General features: G+C 66.9%; 15 protein-coding genes. 9 read left to right on the top strand and 6 right to left on the bottom strand.

The features are described 5' to 3' along the window. Positions 1-28: 28 nt before the first annotated feature. Positions 29-1,186: an LPS export ABC transporter permease LptF gene (gene lptF, locus OU996_RS17990; protein ID WP_267582964.1), complete on the bottom strand. Its 1,158-nt coding sequence runs from the start codon at positions 1,184-1,186 to the stop codon at positions 29-31. A 226-nt stretch (positions 1,187-1,412) separates the two neighbouring features. On the opposite strand from lptF, the gene OU996_RS17985 reads away from it, so the two are divergent. The 3 genes from OU996_RS17985 (at position 1,413) to OU996_RS17975 (ending at position 4,932) form a co-directional block, all read left to right on the top strand. Continuing rightward, on the top strand, positions 1,413-2,921 hold the full coding sequence (locus tag OU996_RS17985) for a leucyl aminopeptidase (RefSeq protein ID WP_267582963.1): 1,509 nt from the start codon (positions 1,413-1,415) through the stop codon (positions 2,919-2,921). A 16-nt stretch (positions 2,922-2,937) separates the two neighbouring features. Beyond that, a complete protein-coding gene (locus OU996_RS17980) occupies positions 2,938-3,384 on the top strand; it encodes a DNA polymerase III subunit chi (protein WP_267582962.1) in 447 nt (148 codons plus the stop codon). A 303-nt stretch (positions 3,385-3,687) separates the two neighbouring features. After that, positions 3,688-4,932 carry a porin gene (locus OU996_RS17975; protein ID WP_420712649.1) on the top strand — a complete coding sequence of 415 codons (1,245 nt, stop codon included), beginning with the start codon at positions 3,688-3,690 and terminating at the stop codon, positions 4,930-4,932. A gap of 206 nt (positions 4,933-5,138) precedes the next feature. Here OU996_RS17975 and OU996_RS17970 read toward each other — a convergent pair whose 3' ends face one another. From OU996_RS17970 to OU996_RS17955, 4 genes are all read right to left on the bottom strand, one after another. Further along, the gene (locus OU996_RS17970; RefSeq protein WP_267582960.1) at positions 5,139-7,001 is read right to left on the bottom strand and encodes an ABC-F family ATP-binding cassette domain-containing protein; all 1,863 of its coding nucleotides are present in this window, start codon (positions 6,999-7,001) and stop codon (positions 5,139-5,141) included. A 99-nt stretch (positions 7,002-7,100) separates the two neighbouring features. Then, a complete protein-coding gene (locus OU996_RS17965; RefSeq protein ID WP_267585746.1) occupies positions 7,101-7,616 on the bottom strand; it encodes a DinB family protein in 516 nt (171 codons plus the stop codon). 445 nt (positions 7,617-8,061) lie between these two features. Next, positions 8,062-8,280, bottom strand: a complete 219-nt coding sequence (locus tag OU996_RS17960; protein WP_267582959.1) for a hypothetical protein — start codon at positions 8,278-8,280, stop codon at positions 8,062-8,064. 278 nt (positions 8,281-8,558) lie between these two features. Then, the gene (locus OU996_RS17955) at positions 8,559-8,927 is read right to left on the bottom strand and encodes a hypothetical protein (protein ID WP_267582958.1); all 369 of its coding nucleotides are present in this window, start codon (positions 8,925-8,927) and stop codon (positions 8,559-8,561) included. Positions 8,928-9,102: 175 nt separating this feature from the next. Here OU996_RS17955 and ndk point away from each other — a divergent pair, with 175 nt between their 5' ends. The 4 genes from ndk to OU996_RS17935 all read left to right on the top strand — a co-directional run bounded on the left by ndk (position 9,103) and on the right by OU996_RS17935 (position 13,747). Next, the gene (gene ndk, locus OU996_RS17950) at positions 9,103-9,525 is read left to right on the top strand and encodes a nucleoside-diphosphate kinase (protein ID WP_267582957.1); all 423 of its coding nucleotides are present in this window, start codon (positions 9,103-9,105) and stop codon (positions 9,523-9,525) included. 371 nt (positions 9,526-9,896) lie between these two features. Continuing rightward, complete coding sequence (locus tag OU996_RS17945) at positions 9,897-10,601, top strand: TerC family protein (RefSeq protein WP_267582956.1); 705 nt, start codon at positions 9,897-9,899, stop codon at positions 10,599-10,601. A 155-nt stretch (positions 10,602-10,756) separates the two neighbouring features. Further along, positions 10,757-11,506 (top strand): TerC family protein, encoded by a 750-nt coding sequence (locus OU996_RS17940; protein WP_267582955.1) that lies wholly within the window; start codon positions 10,757-10,759, stop codon positions 11,504-11,506. A gap of 78 nt (positions 11,507-11,584) precedes the next feature. After that, positions 11,585-13,747, top strand: a complete 2,163-nt coding sequence (locus tag OU996_RS17935; protein WP_267582954.1) for a molybdopterin-containing oxidoreductase family protein — start codon at positions 11,585-11,587, stop codon at positions 13,745-13,747. A gap of 187 nt (positions 13,748-13,934) precedes the next feature. On the opposite strand, the gene OU996_RS17930 is transcribed toward OU996_RS17935, so the two are convergent. Further along, on the bottom strand, positions 13,935-15,953 hold the full coding sequence (locus OU996_RS17930; RefSeq protein ID WP_267582953.1) for a hypothetical protein: 2,019 nt from the start codon (positions 15,951-15,953) through the stop codon (positions 13,935-13,937). A 174-nt stretch (positions 15,954-16,127) separates the two neighbouring features. On the opposite strand from OU996_RS17930, the gene OU996_RS17925 reads away from it, so the two are divergent. Continuing rightward, positions 16,128-18,407 carry an NADP-dependent malic enzyme gene (locus OU996_RS17925; protein ID WP_267582952.1) on the top strand — a complete coding sequence of 760 codons (2,280 nt, stop codon included), beginning with the start codon at positions 16,128-16,130 and terminating at the stop codon, positions 18,405-18,407. Between the two features lie 177 nt (positions 18,408-18,584). Beyond that, the gene (locus OU996_RS17920; protein WP_267582951.1) at positions 18,585-18,908 is read left to right on the top strand and encodes a hypothetical protein; all 324 of its coding nucleotides are present in this window, start codon (positions 18,585-18,587) and stop codon (positions 18,906-18,908) included. Positions 18,909-19,064: the final 156 nt, after the last annotated feature.

The raw sequence follows: 19,064 nt of genomic DNA, 5'->3' as shown, positions 1-19,064 counted from the left end.
CATTCATTCGCGATCATCATCGGCGCGCTCAGTTCACGGTCGCGCGCACGACGCGCTGCGCCATGCGGTCGAAATACAGGCTCACGGCGCGCGGCATGCGCGGCTTGAAGCGCCCGCTCAGCGACAGGATGGAGCCGATGATGAAGACCACGGGCACGAGATACACGAAGGGCACGAGGTCCGGGTTGTTGCGCACCTGATTGATGAGCCCGAAGCTCGTCACCTGCAGCACGATCACGAAGGGCGCCGTTCCCGCCAGCGCCAGCCCGCGCCCCTCGCGTGTCGTCCGCGGCTCGGCGAGCGCGGCGCACGCGATGCCGAAGAAGGCGAGCACATAGAGCGGCAGCGACAGGCGGCGGTGGATTTCCTCGGTGAAGCGGCCGGGATCGCGCTGATAGGCGGGGTCGTTCGGGTCCGGGCTCAGCAATTCGCGGAAGGAGCGCTCCGGCGCACGGTACATCGTGTTGTCGGCCCCGCTGGTGAAGGGCGACAGGTCGAAGGCGTAGCGCTGGAATTCCACCACATTGCTGTCCGGCTTGCCGGTGGTGCGGCGGTGGATCGCGCCGTCCTCGAGAATCAGGAAGGTGCCCTCGGGGCTGTCCACCACCTGGCCGCGATCGGCCAGATAGGTGCTGACCTCGTTCGGGTTGCGCGCATCGTTGATGAAGATGCCGCCGAGCACGCCGCTCGAATTGCGCTCGCGCACATTGAACACCATGCCGTCCGCCAGTGGCGTGAAACGGCCGGGCTGGGCGATGAAGGCGACCACGTCGGCCCGCACGCGGCTGATCTCGTAACGGAACTGCCGTAGCGCGGCCGGCACCAGCTCCATGGACAGCGCGGTGCACAGCGCGGCGACGATAAGGGCAAGGACAATCAGAGGGCGCAGGAAGCGCGCCGTCGAGATGCCGGCGGAGCTCGCCACCACGATTTCCGAATCGGTGTTCATGCGGAAGAGCGTGTGCGAGACGCCGATGAACAGCGCGGCCGGCGCGAGGCCGAGAATGAGCGCGGGCAAGGCCAGGCTGGTGATGAACACGAACGCCAGGATGGTCTGGCCCTGCGTGGTCATGATGTCGAGTTCGCGCAGCGCCTGCGTCACCCAGATCATGCCGGCTAGGACGACCAGCGTTCCGATGAAGGCCGTGGCGGCCGCGCGGAACACGTAACGGTCAAGTCGAGTCATCGAGCGGCGATTCCCGTTGCAACGTCGTAACGTCCGCCGCCCCGGCGACCGTCAGCGGCTCATCAATAAGCGCCCGCGCGGCGCCGTGCAAATGGGGCGGCTTTGTGAGCGGGGTGACGCAGCGGCCCGGTGGGGCGGTTCACCATGCGGTCGCGCGGGCCTCGTCGGCGGACGCACATTCGGCTAAACAGAAGGCCTGCGTGCGATCCAAGCCAAGGTGCCCCCGATGTCCGATACCGTGAAATTCAGTTTTGCCAAGATCCCGGCCGCGCTCGAGGGCGTGGTGGTCGTGCTTGCGGCGGAGGGCGGCGAAGCGGGTGGGCTGGTACTCGCACCGGAGGTCTCCGCGCTACTCGGCGCCGCCGCCGACACGGTGACGCGGGCCGCGCAGGCGGAGCGGTTCACCGCCAAGTCCGGCAAGGCGCTCGACCTTCTCGCCCCCGCCGGCAGTGAGGCCACCCGGCTGATCGTCGTCGGCGTCGGCAAGCCGGAAGAGCTGAAGCCGCTCGACTGGCTGAAGCTCGGCGGCGCCACGCTGGGGCGCCTGTCGGCCTCGGCCAAGGAGGTCGGCATCGTGTTCGCGCTGTCCGGCGGGCCAGTCTCGCCCGAGGCGGTGGCTGAGTTCGCGCTCGGCATGAAGCTGCGCGCCTATTCCTTCGATCACTACAAGACGAAGAAGAAGTCCGATGACGCCGCCGCGAAGCCGCGCGTCACTCTTTATATAGAGTGCGATGCGGCGGCGAAGCGCGCCTTCAAGAAGCGCGAGGGCGTGGGCGAGGGCGTCATCATCGCCCGCGACCTGGTCAACGAGCCGGCCAACGTCCTCACCCCCACCGAATTCGCCAAGCGCGCGGGCGACCTCGCCAAGGTCGGCGTGGACGTCGAGGTGCTCGGCGAGAAGGATCTGAAGAAGCTCGGCATGGGCGCGCTTCTCGGCGTCGGCCAGGGCTCCTCGCAGGAGAGCCGTGTCGTGGTGATGCGCTGGAATGGCGCCAAGAACGATTCGGCCCCGCTCGCCTTCGTCGGCAAGGGCGTGGTGTTCGACACGGGCGGCATCTCCATCAAGCAGGCCGCCGGCATGGAAGATATGAAGGGCGACATGGGCGGCGCGGCCACGGTGGTCGGCCTCATGCACGCGCTGGCCAGCCGCAAGGCGAAGGTCAACGCAGTGGGCCTGATCGGCCTCGTGGAGAACATGCCGGACGGCAACGCCCAGCGCCCGGGTGACATCGTCACCTCCATGTCCGGCCAGACCATCGAGATCATCAACACCGATGCGGAAGGCCGGCTCGTGCTGGGCGATGTGCTCTGGTACGCCAAGGAGCGCTTCAAGCCGCAGTTCATGATCGACCTCGCCACGCTCACCGGCGCCATCATGGTGGCGCTGGGCACCGAGCATGCCGGCCTGTTTGCCAATGACGATACGCTGGCCGAGCGGCTGGCCAGCGCCGGGCAGGCGACCGGCGAGAAGGTGTGGCGCATGCCGCTTTCGGCCGAGTACGACAAGCTGGTGGATTCGAAATTCGCCGACATGAAGAACACCGGCGGGCGCTTCGGTGGCTCCATCACCGCGGCACAGTTCCTCAAGCGCTTCGTCGGCGATGTGCCGTGGGTGCATCTCGACATCGCCGGCACCGCCATCAACTCCCCGACCAGCGAGTTCAACCGGAGCTGGGGCGGCGGCTGGGGTGTGCGGCTGCTCGACCAGTTCGTCGCCGACCATTACGAAGCCTGAGCCGGACGCCGCGCGCATGGCCGAGGTCTTCTTCTATCACTTGCAGGGGCGCCCGCTTGAGGGCGCCCTGCCGCAATTGCTGGAGAAGTGCCTCGAGCGCGGCTGGCGCTGCATCGTGCAGGCGTCCTCCCCCGAGCGGATCGACGCGCTCGACCAGATTCTCTGGACCTATGACGACGCGTCCTTCCTGCCGCACGGCACCGACCGGCAGCCCGAGTCGGCCCGCCAGCCGATTCTCCTCACCACGGAAGAGGCGAATCCCAACGGTGCGGCCGTGCGATTCTTCATCGAACGCGCCACGGCCGGCGATATCGGCGCCTATACGCGGGTGATTCACCTCTTCGATGGCGCCGATCCCGACGAAATCGACCATGCGCGGGCGCAATGGCGCGCCGCAAAGGCGGCCGGACACGCCGTCGCCTATTGGCAGCAGACGGCCGAGGGGCGCTGGGTCCAGCGCTGAAACCGGGCCGCTTCGAGGCGCCAATCGCCACATTCTGTGCGACCGTCGCTGCCCTCGATTCCCGTTAAGCCTTGATTTACCATAGCTTTCTACTTTGCCGCCGAAAGCGCAAAAGCGGCCGTCGGGGCCGTGAAAATTGTGTCCAGATAGCAACACTCGGTTGCCGAATGGCCCCGAGGCCCTGTTTGGAGCCACTTTGGCTTTGCACCTCCCAGGGCTTTCAAACAATATCGTCCACGGATGTCGCGGGTTGCGGCGGATCCTGACAATCGAAAACCCAACATTGGTCCAATTTGGGGGAGAATGAAATTGAAGACGGTCATGAAGAATGTACTGCTCGGTTCGGTCGCCGGGCTCGCGATGGTCGGGACTGCTGCGGCGGCCGATCTGCCTGTGAAGGCGAAGGCTGCTGAATATGTGAAGATCTGCTCCACCTACGGCGCGGGCTTCTACTACATCCCCGGCTCGGACACCTGCCTCAAGGTCGGTGGCTTCGTGCAGACCGACTATAACTACCTCGATCAGTCGAACGCTGTGTCCGACGAGCAGGACGACACCTACTTCCTGGCCCGTGGCGCGATCCGTCTGGACGCCCGCACCCAGACCGAGTACGGCACGCTCCGTTCCTACCTCGAGTATCGCCTGACCTACGGTGAGTCGACCTCGCCGAGCCTCGACAAGGCGTACATCCAGTTCGCCGGCTTCACCTTCGGTAAGGTTCAGTCGTTCTACGACTACTACGCCGACAACAACGTTTGGGGTATCGACTCGGTCGAGCTGACCTCGGACGAGAACGCCACCGTCGCCGCTTACACCGCTGACTTCGGCAATGGCTTCACGGCCACGATCTCGATCGAAGACGACAGCACCCGTTCCAACGGCGTGTATGACCTCGACGTCGGTTACTCGAACGTTGGTCAGGATCTCCCGGCCCTCGTCGGTAACATCAACTACGAAGGCGAGTGGGGCGGCTTCCAGGTCTCCGGCGTCGTCCGTCAGATCAACGACGAGAACTACGACGTTCTCGGCATTGGCACCAGCGGTGACGACATCGGTTGGGGCGTCCTCGGCGGCGTCAAGTTCAACCTGAACGCTCTCGGCGAGGGTGACACCCTGTACATCGAAGCCACCTACGGCGATGGCGCGATCGAGTACACCGGCATCACCGGCAGCTACGCTCAGCTGAGCACCTTCGAATTCGCCGACTCCTACTACAACCCGGCCACCGGCGACTACGAAGCCGCCACGGCCTGGACTGTTGCCGGCGAGCTGACCCACTACTTCACCCCGTCGGTCTACGGCGTGCTGTTCGGTAACTACGGCGAGCTCGACGTCCCGTCGGCTGCTTGGGACGGTTCGGTCTCCAGCATGAGCCTCTTCAACGTGGGCGCCAGCCTGAACTGGACCCCGGTCAAGGGCCTCCTCTTCGTTGCTCAGTACACCTACGGCGAAGCCAACTACGACGCCCCGATCGAAGACGATCTCGGCAACTTCGTGAACTCCTCGGACTTCAACCAGGTCATCCTGTCGGTCCGTCGTTCGTTCTGATCTCGTCAGTCTCTGACGTGATGGAAACCCCGGCCTTGCGGCCGGGGTTTCTTTTTGTGTTGTGCGTGATGACCTGACGTGGCGAGTCCTCGGGCGCTCCCGCCGGTTCGCGTAGTCTCGAAGCATGTCGGGCGAGGCGCGTGCCTATCCGCCCCGGCGCACGCTTCCGCGCGGACCGGCTTGCGGTCTGATAGCGGGGCTCTCGTCTAAGACTGCGCTTCCAGCTCTTCGAGCTGCGCGGATAGCGTGATCCAGCGCTCTTCCGCCTCCGCCAGCTTCTCGCCGCAGGCGCCACGGCTAGTGGCGAGGCGGGCGGCTTCGCGCGGATCTTTCTCATAGAGGCCGGGCGCGCCGAGCTTGGCGTCGAGCGCCGCCAGCTCTGTCTCCAGCTTCGCCATGGCCGTCTCCGCCTCCTTGATCTGCTTGCGCAGAGGGCCAAGGGCAGGGCGCTTCGGCGCGGCGGGCCTCGCCTCGTCGTCTTTCCGGGCCGTCTCCTTGGGAGGCGACCGACGCAGGACGAGCTGCTGATACTCGTCGAGATCGCCCTCATAGGGCCGCACCGTGCCGTCTGCGACCAGCCAAAGCCGCTCGGCAGCGGCATCGAGCAGCGAGCGGTCATGGCTGATGAGGATCACGGCGCCGGGAAACTCGTTCAATGCCTCCACCAGCGCCTGGCGTGCGGTGATGTCGAGATGGTTGGTCGGCTCGTCGAGAATAAGCAGATGCGGCCCGCGAAAAGCCGCCAGTCCGAGCAGCAGGCGCGCCTTCTCCCCGCCCGACAGCGCGGCGATCTTCGTGTTGGCCGGTTCGCCGGAAAATCCCATCTCGGCCGCGCGCGCCCGGACCTTCGCCTCCGGTGCGTCCGGCATCAGGCGCCGCACATGGTCATAGACCGTGTCCTCGGCGATGAGTTCGTCGAGCTGGTGCTGGGCGAGATAGGCGATCTCTAGCCCACCGGCCTTCACCATGCGACCACCGAGCGGGGCCAGCCGATCCGAGATCAGCTTGGCGAAGGTGGACTTGCCATTGCCGTTCGGACCGAGGAGGGCGATGCGGTCGTCATGGTCGATGCGCAGCGTCAGGTTCTTGAGGATCGGCTTGCCCGGCTCATAGCCCGCCGACACCCCGTCGAGCGTTAGAATGGGCGGGGAGAGCTGGCGCTCGGGGTGGCGGATGGAGATGGCGGCGGCCGCCTCGCCCACCGCTTCGGCGATCGGCGCCATGCGCGCCAGCGCCTTCAGTCGTGACTGCGCCTGCCGCGCCTTGGTTGCCTTGGCGCGGAAGCGCTGGACGAAGGCCTCCATATGCTTGCGCTTGGCCTCCTGCTTCATCCGCGCCTTCTGGTCCACGGCCAGCTTGTCCGCCCGCTGGCGCTCGAAGCTGTCATAGCCGCCGCGCCACAGGGTGAGTTTGCGCTGGTCGAGATGCAGGATGAAGGAGACCGACTGATTCAGCAGCTCGCGATCATGGCTGACGATCAGAACGGTGCGCGGGTAGTGCGCGAGGTAGTCCTGCAGCCAGAGCGTGCCTTCAAGGTCGAGATAATTGGTGGGTTCGTCGAGCAGCAGCAGGTCGGGCTCGGCGAACAGCACGGCGGCGAGCGCCACGCGCATCCGCCAACCGCCGGAAAATTCCGCGCAGGCCCGCTGTTGCGCCGCCTCATCAAAGCCGAGGCCGGCGAGGATGCGCGCGGCGCGCGCCGGGGCGGCATGGGCGTCGATATCGACGAGGCGCAATTCGATATCGGCGATGCGGCCGGGATCGCTCGCGCTCTCGCGTTCCTTCAGCAGCCGCGCGCGCTCGGTGTCGGCGGCGAGCACGACATCGATCAGCCGCTCGGGCCCGGCAGGTGCCTCCTGCGCGACCTGGCCGATGCGGGCGGCGCCCGGCAGGCGGATGTCGCCGGTCTCCAGCGACAAATGGCCGGTAATGGCGCGAAACAGTGTCGTCTTGCCGGTGCCGTTGCGCCCGACAAGGCCGACCCGCGCGCCCTCGGGGATGAAGACGGAGGCGTGATCGATGAGCAGCCGGCCGGCCACGCGCAGCGAAATGTCGTCGAAGGTGATCATGCGCGTCTTGTGCCGCGCGGAGCACGGTGCGGCAAGGGGGAGGGCGGCGGAAGTGCCGCCAGCCCCATTATTCGACGGTGTTATGCTGCCGCTCGGCCGTCACAGCGGCCGGGCGATGTCGATCTCCCGCTGCCGGGCGATGAGGTCGAGCGAGGGGCCAGCTTCCGGGCCGCCCAGGATGGTCAGCAGCGTGTGGACCTGCCCGCGATGGTGGGTCTGGTGATTGAACAGGTGGTCCAGCACGGTCCAGAACGGCTGGGTGAACTGCACCCCGGTCATATTGGCATAGGTGATGGGCGCCAGCAGAAGCTCGGGCGTCAGCGACGCCGCGAGATCGGTGATCCGGGTATCCTCCACCGCGCGGGCGCCGGCAAGATCCTTGAAGGTGTCGAAAAGCTGGGCATCCAGCCGGTTCGGCGCCTCGCCCGTGCCGGTGATGCGGCGTAGCCAGATGCGGTCGGTCGCCAGAAGATGGTTGAGCGTGCCGCATACCGAGCCGAAAAAGGCGCCACGGTCGGCGCGAAACTCATCCGGGCTCAGTCGGGCGGCGGCGGCATAGAGTCGGGCATTGGCCCAGCGGTTGTAATCCGCGAAATTGAGGTATCTTTGCACCATCGTGTCATCGCTGGCTGACGGCGCGGCGGAGATGGATATCGGCATGAGCGGCCCTCGAGCGTGTGGGCCAACTCTGCCGCAGGTGCGCGCGGGGACGCCAATTCCAAATTGAAATGCCGCGCGTGCGCGAAAACGATGGATGGTTTCTTCGGGGGGCGAGGGCTGATCCCGGCCCCGCTGCGAACAGCCGGGGCCGGGCTCGCCGAACGCAGCACCGGGTCGGCGGTACTGGCTGTGTCCGGTAGGGCGTTCCGATTTCGGAACGCCGTCACCATGACAAAGCCAGCTGCAACGGTGGCTGAACGCGCCGTTGGCCGGTGTTCATCTTCGCGCGGGGGCGTGGGTAAAAAGAATGCCCCGGCTCCTTGGGGGGAGGAGCCGGGGCGTATGGGCTCGCGTCGGGGCTTGGGGGAGTGGGGGATGCCGCGAGCCTATTCCTGAAATCTCAGTAGCAGACCGGGCGCTCGACCTGGACCATACGGCCCGCGTCGCTCATCCAGCGCGTCTGCATCACGCAATCACCCGCAACCGGTTCGGTCGGAATATCGACCGTCGCCACCTGCGGCTGACGCTTGAAGTAACCGGTGGCCGAGGCCGCGCCCACATACAGAGCGCTGAAGCCCATGACCGCCGCAACAGCACTGATCATCACGGTTTTCAACATATCCGGCTCCTTCCACCTCCCGGTGGAGCAGCCACCGGACCGTTAGAAACGCACGCCTTCCCAAGAACTCACGGGGTTACGCTCACTGTGACGCCGTACCTCGGCACATTTTCCTCGCACACGAGGCCGCTGCCGGCCGCGTTGGACGGCTGGCTGAAGAGAACGAACAACGACGCCTTCGTTCATCCGTGGTGGCCTCATGCGCTTCGTTAACGGTGACTTAACGTGGGTACGGGGCAGAAGGTTCCAAGGATCGATCATGAAGTCGTGAAGCGCGATTACTCGTCGAATACGCAACGGCGCCGGGTTTCGAACCGCGGCGTGCCGGAGGCGATAAAGCTGCGCTCCTGGTAGCAGCTCCGGTAGCCGGGCGGCTGCGGCTCGGTCTGCTCCTTGGTCGTGATGGCCGGCGCGCCCGTACCGGCGCTGGCTCCCGCCGAGGTCAAACGCGGGAGGAGCAGGGCGCCGCCCAGCAGCAGGAGGGCGCCAAGCACAGGGAACGCATACTTCGTCATCACGCGGGCTTTCGGGGCATGGGGCGGGAAGGATCTGGCCTTGGCGCCGAACAGATGCGCCTCACCCTCCTTTCCCACAAGCCGCGAACGCCCGGAACTTTCGTCGGTGCACGCAGCTGTGTTCCAGCCCATTCCGCGGTCTTTTTTGACGGGCGCGGGGCCTCGATACGGGCTGTCCCGCCCGGCAGCCAAAAGGAGCCTTGGCATGGCGGCGCGCCATGATGCGCCGGGCGTCTTGTCGGGACCGGGAGCCCCCGCTATAAGCCGCCTCGATCACGCATTCCCCACACTTTCAAGGAAGACGACCATGGCGCTCGAGCGCACCTTTTCGATCCTCAAGCCCGACGCGACCCAGCGCAACCTGACGGGCGCCATCAACGCCTATATCGAGAAGGCCGGCCTGCGCATCATCGCGCAGAAGCGCATCCTGCTCACCCGCGCTCAGGCCGAGACCTTCTACGCCGTCCACAAGGAGCGCCCCTTCTTCGGTGAGCTCGTGGACTTCATGATCTCCGGCCCGATCGTCGTGCAGGTGCTGGAAGGCGAAGGCGCGGTTGCCAAGTACCGCGACGTGATGGGCGCCACCAACCCGGCCAACGCCGCCGAGGGCACCATCCGCAAGGACTTCGCCCTCTCCGTCGGTGAGAACTCGGCCCACGGTTCGGACAGCCTCGAGAACGCCGCGATCGAGATCGCCCAGTTCTTCGCGGGCAACGAGATCGTCGGCTGATCCTCAGTCTTCGCAGCTGATTACGCTGAGTTCAGGCCCCGTCCGGGCAACCGGGCGGGGCTTTTCTTGTGCGCGGCAGCGTAAACATGAGCGCCTGCAGCATCATCAACTCAATTAACTCACGAAATGGTGCAGAAGGGGTTGGCGGGCGCATAGATTATTATGTATGTTCCCACTCATGGGCGCTGCGGGGGTCCGGCCACAGGAGAAGTGGCCCGCAGCGGGGAAAGCCGATTTGGCGCGCCAAGAGCGCCCGGGAGTGGGCCCGCCGGAGCCACCTCCTCTTGCCTCACCTTTGCACGGCGCGCCAACGCCGCTTGAACCAATCAAGAGAGTCTCGTCCGCGCGCGGAACGAGGTGAGGGAACCATAATGAATTATCTTGAGCCGCTTTTCTGGCTGGCACTGATGAAGATCATCTGGATCAACGTGCTGCTGTCCGGCGACAACGCCGTCGTTATCGCCATGGCGTGTCGGTCGCTCCCCGACAAGATGCGCCGCACGGGCATGATTCTCGGCGCGGGTGTCGCCGTTGGCATGCGCATCGTCTTCACCGCCATCATTGCCGTGCTGCTCGGTCTGCCCTGGCTGCGCATCGTCGGCTCGCTGGCGCTGATGTACATCGCCGTCGATCTCGTCGTGCCGGAGGCGGAAGGCGAAGAGGGCGGCGTGGCCGCGCATGACAGCCTGTGGCGCGCCGTTGGCACCATCGCGGTCGCCGACCTTGTGATGAGCCTCGACAATGTCGTCGCCATCGCCGCCGTCGCCGATGGCGACTGGACGCTCATCATCATCGGCCTCGTCATCTCCATCCCGATGATCATCGCCGGCGCGGCGCTCATCATGGGCCTGCTGGCGCGCTTCCCCTTCCTGGTCTGGGCTGGTGCGGCCCTGCTCGGCTGGGTCGCGGGCGAGATGTTCGTCTCCGACGTGAAGGTGTTGGATTACTTCGGTGAGGCTGTCGTCCACCACTACGAATACGCCGCTGCAGCTGCGGGCGCGGTGGTTGTGCTGGCGCTCGGCTGGGCCCTGACGCGCCTGCGTCGCGGGGCGCATTCTTCCGGGACGCACGCCTGATGACCTAACCGGGTTCCCTCCCTGAAGCGCCCGCGACCTCATCCGTCGCGGGCGCTTTCAGTTTCAGGGGTGAAATCTGGCATACATAACAAGGTATGCCAGATGGAGGGTCCGGTTCACGCTGATTTCGAATTCTCGACGACCGGAGAGGACCTATGGATTTTTCAAGCCCTATCTTCTGGGTAGCTCTGCTGCAAATCATCTGGATCGACCTGTTGCTGTCCGGCGACAATGCCGTCGTCATCGCGCTGGCCTGCCGCTCGCTGCCGGAGAAGCAGCGCAAATGGGGCATCCTGCTCGGCGCCGGTGCGGCGGTCGGCCTGCGCATCATCTTCGCGCTGGTCGTGTCCTACATGCTTGGCGTGCCGCTGCTGAAGGTTGTCGGTGGCCTGCTGCTGTTCTGGATCGCCATCAAGCTCGTGCTCGACGAGGGTGGCGAGGGGCACCATGTCGAGGGCGCGGACAGCCTGTGGAAGGCCGTGCGCACCATCGCCATCGCCGACGCCGTGATGAGCCTCGACAATGTCGTCGCCATCGCCGCCGCCGCCCGTGGCCATGCCGAGCTGTTCATCTTCGGCCTGCTGCTCACCATCCCGCTGATCATCTTCGGCTCGCAGCTCATCCTGAAGCTGATCTCGCGCTTCCCGATCCTCATCTGGTTCGGCGCGGCGCTGCTCGGCTGGATCGCCGGCGAAATGCTGGTCAGCGACAAGATCGTGCTGGAAACCATGCAGGGCCTGGGCCCGAACCTGGTCGAGACCATCGCCGATCCCGAGGATCCGGTGGGTCTCAAGCCGGCCCCGCTGCCGCATTATCTCGCGGCTGTGGTCGGCGCGGCCTTCGTGCTGGCTTTTGGCTGGATCGTGAAGAACCGCCGTTCGGCGGCGGCGGTCGGCTCGCACTGAGCCTTTGCGGCGTTGGCCTAACGCCGTGATGTAAAAAGATGGGGCGCTCCGCTAGGATGCTGGCGGAGCGCCTTTTTCATGAATCAGCACAGCCTGCCCAGCCACACCGGCTATTCCGCCTGCCCGCATGACTGCCCGTCGACCTGCGCGCTGGAGATCGACATCTCCGGCGGGCGCATCGGCCGGGTGCGTGGCTCGCGCGACAACAGCTACACCGCCGGCGTCATCTGCGCGAAGGTAGCCAGATACTCTGAGCGCGCGCATCATCCCGGCCGTCTGACCCAGCCTTTGCGCCGCATCGGCGCCAAGGGGGAGGGGCGTTTCGCCCCGATAGGGTGGGACGAGGCGCTGGACGAGATCGCCGATCGTTTCGATAGGGCCGCCCGGATGCACGGACCGGAGACCGTCTGGCCGTATTATTATGCCGGCACGATGGGGCTGGTGATGCGCGACGGCATCAACCGGCTGACCCATGCGATGGGCTATTCGCGTTTCTTCTCAACGATTTGTGTCAATCCGGCGTGGAGCGGCTTCATGGCCGGCACCGGTCGTCTCGCCGGGCCGGACCCGCGCGAGATCGCCAAGGCCGACCTGGTGGTGATCTGGGGCACCAACCCCGTGGCGACGCAGGTCAATGTGATGACCCACGCCATCCGCGCCCGCAAGGAGCGCGGCGCGAAGATCGCGGTGGTGGATGTATACCGCTCGCCGACCATGGAGCAGGCAGACATCCCCGTGCTGATCCGGCCGGGCACCGATGCCGCGCTCGCCTGCGCGATCATGCATGTGCTGTTCCGCGACAATCTCGCCGACCGCGCCTATCTCGCTGATTTCGCTGACGATCCTGCCGGTCTTGAAGCCCATCTCCAGGATCGCACGCCGCAATGGGCGGAAGCCATCACCGGCCTGCCGGCCGCCGAGATCGAGGCCTTCGCCCACGCGATCGGCCGCACGGCGAAGACCTTCATCCGCGCCGGGTATGGTTTTACCCGCTCGCGCAACGGCGCGGTGGCGATGCACGCGGTCACCTGCATCCCGACCGTGACCGGCGCCTGGCAGCATGAGGGTGGCGGCGCCTTCCACACCAATTCGGCGATCTACCGTTGGAACAAGACGCTGATCGAGGGCCTGGATCTGCTCACCCCCCGGTCCGATGGGGTGACCAGTCAGGCCAGTGAGGTGAACGGTCAGGCCGATGTGGCCAGTGAGTCGCGCCCCCGTCCGGGCCGCCAACTCGACCAGTCGCGCATCGGCGCGATCCTGACGGGCGACGCCGAGGCGCTGGCGGGTGGGCCTCCCGTCACAGCCATGCTCATTCAGAACACCAACCCGGTCTCGGTCGCGCCCGATCAGGCGCGGGTGCGGGCGGGGTTCGCGCGCGAGGATCTGTTCCTCGCGGTGCATGAGCAGTTCATGACCGAGACGGCGGCGATGGCGGACATCGTGCTGCCGGCGACCATGTTCACCGAGCATGACGACCTCTATCAGGGCGGCGGCAACCAATATGTCATCCTCGGCCCCAAGCTGGTCGAGCCGCCCGGCGAGTGCCGCTCCAATCACGAGGTCATCGGCGCGCTCGCCGGCCGGCTCGGGGCGGAGCATCGCGGCTTCGCGATGAACCCGCGGGAGATCATCGACTGGACGCTGCAGGCGACCGGGCGTGGCACGCTCGAGGAGCTGGAGGACAAGCGCTTCCTCGACGTGCAGCCGGATTTCGCCACGGCGCATTACCTCAAAGGCTTCAACTGGCCGGACGGCAAGTTCCGCCTCAAGCCCAACTGGGCCAAGGTGCCCTATGCCGCCCCGGCCAAGATGGGGCCGTACACCCAGATGCCGGAATGGCCGGACCATTGGGCGGTCATCGAGGAAGCGAATGAGGCGTACCCGTTCCGGCTGGTAACCTCGCCGGCGCGGACCTTCCTCAACTCGACCTTCACGGAGACGCCGAGCTCGGTCGCGCGCGAGAAGCGGCCCGAGCTGATGATCCACCCGGAGGACGCGGCGGCGCTCGGCCTCGCCACGGGCGATCTCGCCCGCGTCACCAGCGCGCGCGGCGAGGTGCTGCTGCATGTGCAGATCTTCGACGGGCTGCGGCGCGGCGTGGTGGTGGCGGAATCGATCTGGCCCAACCGCGCCCATGCGGGCGGGCAGGGCATCAACAGCCTGACCGGCGCCGACCCCGTCGCCCCCGTCGGCGGCGCCGCCTTCCACGACAACCGCGTCCGCATCGCGCGCGGGTGAGGGGACGTCCCTCGCACCGTCATCCCGGACGGTTGAAGGCCGATCCGGGATCGCTTGCTCCAGTAAGAGCGGGTCGCGATCCCGGCTCTCCGCTGCGCTTCGGCCGGGATGACGTTTACAGGGTGCGGCCTCGCACGCTGCGTCTCGCGGAATCGCTCCGTCCTTACACCCGCGTCTCCCCGGCTCCCTACGGCGTCACCGGGCTCAAAGGCTGGGTGAGCTGGACGTTGATTTCGTCGATCAGGCCGAGCGGTTCGCCGGATTCCACGGCTTCGACGATGGTCATCACCGGCAGTTGCTCGTGGCGGGGGGTGATGCGCAGCGAGAGGGTGGAGAGCGGCTTCTGGATGAAGGCGACCAGCGCCTGCGTGGCGGGCTCGAGGTCCGGGCGGTCGGCCACCGTCTGGGCCAGCAGCAGCTCGGCGAAGCCGGCGAGGAGCTGGCGCAGCGCCTCCGGCTCCATGTCCTGCTGCTTGGCGGCTTCCTCCAGCTTGCGCTCATAGATGCCGGCATCGGAGACGGTGATCTCCAGCGCGGCGAGGCTCGCGCCGAGCGCGCCGGCCAGCGCCTCGTCCGGCTGCGGCGAGAACAGCGCGTCATCGACATCGCTCAGCGACAGCTTCACCGAGAGGGCGAAGGCATCCGACACCTCGGCATAGAGCGGGGCGAGGGTGAGGGTGCTCGCCGCCTCGTTCCACTCCCCACCAATGTCCAGCGCGACGCTGGCGCGCTGCATGCCGTCCGGCACCAGCGCGAAGACCGGCTTGTCGGCGGCGAAGGCGGCGGTGGGGCCGGTCACGCGCAGCGAGGCGGCCATGCGGGTCGGCAGGGCGTCGGTCTCCCCGCTCCAGGACAGGCTCGCCCGGTCGATCACCACCGGTTCGCCGCCCTTCTCCACGGGGGCCTCGGCGCCTTCCAGCGTGAAGCTGCTGACAATGCCGAACAGCCGCATCAGCCAGGCGATGTCGCGGGTCGCCTCCGGGCTTTCGGCTGCGTCGGCGGCGAGTTCCATGATGGCGCCGGGCCGCAGCCCGCCGATTTTCAGCGTGTCGAGATGGAAGCTGCTGCCGTCGGCCTCGGTGCCCTTCAGCCGGTCGAGGGCGAGGCTGTCGAGCTTTCCCTCATTGAGCGGGCCGGCGGTGAGCGCGGCGAGCTCCACCTTGGTGCCGTCGGCCTCCAGCGCCGTCATGTCCTTGAATGCGATGGCGCGGATGCGCAGCCCATCATAGGTGGCGGCCATTGCGCGGAGCATGGCGGCCATCTCGGCGGGCGCGGGCTGCTCGCCCTTGGCGGCAAGCTGCTGGATGCGCTGGCCGCTCGCCAGCAGTTCCTCGGCGGGAATGGCCGAGGGGCGGATGGCGACGTCGGCGATCTCGATCGTGCTCCAGCGCTGGGTGAGTCCGCTATCGGCCTTCAGCTCATAGCCGTCGACTTTCACCGTGCCGTAGAGCGTGCGGTAGTTTTCTTCCCGCGCGCGGCGCTGCGGGTCGAGCAGGATCAGCAGGGCGGCGACGTCGATGGTCTCGATGCTGACGCGTCCGACCCGGCCGGTGGCGGCATTGGCCGGCGCGCCGCCCGCGGTGAAGCGCGAGGGTGCGATGCTGGCGCGCGCCACGCGCCCGCCGGCGATGTCCTCCAGCGCGACCGCGCCATGGGTGACGTCGGTCTCCAGCCGGTCATTGCCGGTGCCTGAGCGGGTGGTGACCAGCGATTCCGGGATGGCGACGCGCTGCACCTTCAGCGCCTCCAGCACGGCGAGCGCGATCTGCGCCGGCTCGGTGCCATCCGGGGTGACGACGGTCGGGCCCTCGACGCCGGTGATCTCGATCTTCGGCGCGCGGTAGCTGATGTCGACCATGGGCGCGAGCGGGGCCGGGCCGTCGAAGGAGAGGTCGTGAATGTCGATCTGCCGGGCGGTGAAGCGGCGGTCATCCGGGCGGGTCAGCCCGTCGGCGACCAGCGAGGTCAGCTTCAGCGAGCCCTGGCCGGGCGAGGTGAAGGAGACATTTTCGATCTCGAAATGACCCTTGAACAGGTCGAAGCGCACCTCGCCGCGATGCGCCTCGATCCCCGCCGCGCCGAGATCGGCGAACAGGGCGTCCACCTGCCGGCGGGCGAAATGGTTCACGATGGCGCCGAGCGCGAAGTAGCCGCCGACCAGAGCGACGAGCAGGGCGGCGGTCGCGACGACAAAAGTCTTGCGCATGAGAATACGACCTGAAAAGTGACGGTACGCGCGGGTGGTTGGTCTCGTCCGGCGGCCGCTTTGATGAGTAAGCTTACCTGACCGTCGAAAGGCGGGCATTACAAAATCGGCAACTCGGTGTACGGCACAAGAGAGCCCCACGCCGTACCGCCAGTTCCGGGGGAAGGAATCGCCATGGCCTCGTACATTTCCGATGACCTGCGCTCAGGGGCGCTGGTCTATCACCGCCTGCCCCGTCCGGGGAAGCTGGAGATCCAGCCGACCAAGCCGCTCGCCAATCAGCGCGACCTGGCGCTGGCCTATACGCCCGGCGTCGCCGCGGTGTGCGAGGCGATCGCCGCCGACAAGGAACTCGTCGCCGAACTGACCGGCCGGCAGAATCTCGTGGCGGTAGTGTCCAACGGCACGGCGGTGCTCGGGCTCGGCAATATCGGCCCGGAAGCCTCGAAACCGGTGATGGAGGGCAAGGCCGTCCTCTTCAAGAAGTTTGCCGGCATCGATGTGTTCGACATCGAGATCAACGCGCTCGAGCCCGACCATGTGGTGAGCGTCGTCGCCGCGCTGGAGCCGACCTTTGGCGGCATCAACCTCGAGGACATCAAGGCACCCGAGTGCTTCGAGATCGAGGAGCGGCTGCGCGAGAAGATGGGCATTCCCGTCTTCCATGACGACCAGCACGGCACCGCGATCATCGTCGCCGCCGCCATCGTCAATGCGCTGCATATTGGCGGCAAGAAGCTGGAGGAGGTGAAGATCGTCACCTCCGGCGCCGGCGCGGCGGCCATCGCCACGCTGCGGCTGCTGCTCTCCATGGGCGCCAAGCGCGAGAACATCTGGGTCACCGACATCGAGGGCGTGGTCTATGAAGGCCGCACCGTGCTGATGGACCCCTATAAGGGCGCCTTCGCCCAGAACACCGAGGCCCGCACGCTCGCCGAGGCGATCGCCGGCGCCGACATCTTCATCGGCCTCTCCGCCGGCGGCGTGCTGAAGCCGGAGATGCTGAAGGCGATGGCGGACCGTCCGCTCATCATGGCGCTGGCCAACCCGACGCCCGAGATCATGCCCGACCTCGCCCGCGAGGCGCGCCCGGACGCGATGATCTGCACCGGCCGGTCGGACTTCCCGAACCAGGTCAACAACGTCCTGTGCTTCCCCTTCATCTTCCGTGGCGCGCTCGATGCCGCCGCGACGCAGATCAACGAGGCGATGAAGATCGCCGCCGTTCACGCCATCGCCGAGCTGGCGCGCGACACGCCCTCCGACGTGGTGGCCCGCGCCTATGGCGGCGAGACGCCGGTGTTCGGCGCGACCTCGCTCATTCCCTCGCCCTTCGACCCGCGCCTCATCCTGCGCGTGGCGCCGGCGGTGGCGCGCGCGGCGATGGAATCGGGCGTGGCCAAGCGGCCGATCGCCGATTTCGACGCCTATCAGGAGCAGCTCGACCGCTTCGTCTTCCGCTCCGGCCTCGTGATGAAGCCGATCTTCACCCTCGCCCGTCAGGCGCCCAAGCGCGTGATCTACGCCGAGGGTGAGGATGAGCGCATCCTGCGCGCGGCGCAGGTGGTGGTGGAGGAGGGCATCGCCCGCCCGATCCTGATCGGCCGCCCCTCCGTGGTGGAGACGCGGCTGGAGCGCTTCGGCCTCTCCATCCGTCCGGGCGTCGAGTTCGACCTCATCAACCCCGAGGACGACCCGCGCTACCGCGACTATGTGCAGACCTATGTCGAGCGCGCCGGCCGCCGCGGCGTGACGCCGGAACTCGCCCGCACGCTGGTGCGCACCACCCCGACCGTGATCGCCGCGCTGGCGGTGGTGCGGGGCGATGCCGACACCATGCTGTGCGGCGTCGAGGGGCGGTTCATCCGCCATTTGCGCCACATTCGCACCATTATCGGCCTCGCGCCGGGCGTGCGCGATGTGGCCGCGCTCTCCATGTTGCTGACACAGAAGGGCGCCTTCTTCCTCTGCGACACGCAGATCACGACGGACCCGAGCGCCGAGGATCTCGCCGAGATGGCCATCCTCTCGGCGGCGCATGTGAAGCGCTTCGGCATAGAGCCGAAAGTGGCGCTGCTCTCGCATTCCGACTTCGGCTCGCGCGACGATGCGGGCGCGGTGAAGATGCGCGCGACGCTCGACCTCATCCTCGACAAGGCGCCGGACCTGATGGTCGATGGCGAGATGGAAGGCGACAGCGCGCTGGTGCCGGAGATGCGCGAGCGGGTGATGCCGGGCTCGCGCCTGCAGGGCGTGGCCAACATTCTCGTCATGCCCAATCTCGACGCCGCCAACATCGCCTACCAGATGGTGAAGGTGTTCGGCGACGCGCTCCCCGTTGGCCCGATCCTGCTCGGCACCGCGCGCCCGGCGCATGTGCTGACCCCCTCGGTGACCGCGCGCGGCGTGGTCAACATGACCGCCATCGCGGTGGTCGAGGCGCAGAACGGCTGAGCCTTTTCATGCGCGCGGGGGCGGATCCCCGCGCGCATCTCTCCGTCCGCCTGTCTTTGCGTGATCTCCCGGCGCCGATGCCCGCCGGAACCGGCCGGCTTAATCCCAACGTAACCTGCCGCCACGTACCGTCCTCCCGCTGGAGCGCGGCTGGTTCGCGCCGCGCCGGGGAGGTTCATGATGTTTCGCCGCTGCGCCGTCTTCCTTGCCGTCGCCCTGTGCCTCGCCGCCCCGTGCCTGGCCTCTTCTCCCGCTCGCGCGGGCAATGGCGGCGCGGCGGAGGGCGCGGTGATCGGCGGGCTCACCGGCGCGCTCCTTGGCGGGGTGCTGATCGGCACCGGCACCGGCGTGCTGCTTGGCGGCGCCATCGGGGCGAGCGCCGGCGCGGTAATCGGGCGCAATCGTGGCCCGCAGGGCTACTATTACGTCCGCCGCGGCAACTGCCATTACCGCTACCCGAACGGGCGCGTGGTGCGCGTCAGCTATGACTATTGCTACTGAACGCTAGCGCTGTGGGCCGGCGAAAAGCCGGCCTTTTCCCGCCAGGAAACTCATCGCAGTTCTGCCGCATATGGGGCGGAAGTGTGGCGATTTTTGCCGTCTAAAAGCCATATTCCTCGCCAATCTGAACGTGCACGGATTTGACCGAAGGACTGC

This window comes from Ancylobacter sp. SL191 (genome assembly GCF_026625645.1).
Classification (GTDB): domain Bacteria; phylum Pseudomonadota; class Alphaproteobacteria; order Rhizobiales; family Xanthobacteraceae; genus Ancylobacter.
This window is presented reverse-complemented; position numbering and strand designations above follow the sequence as displayed.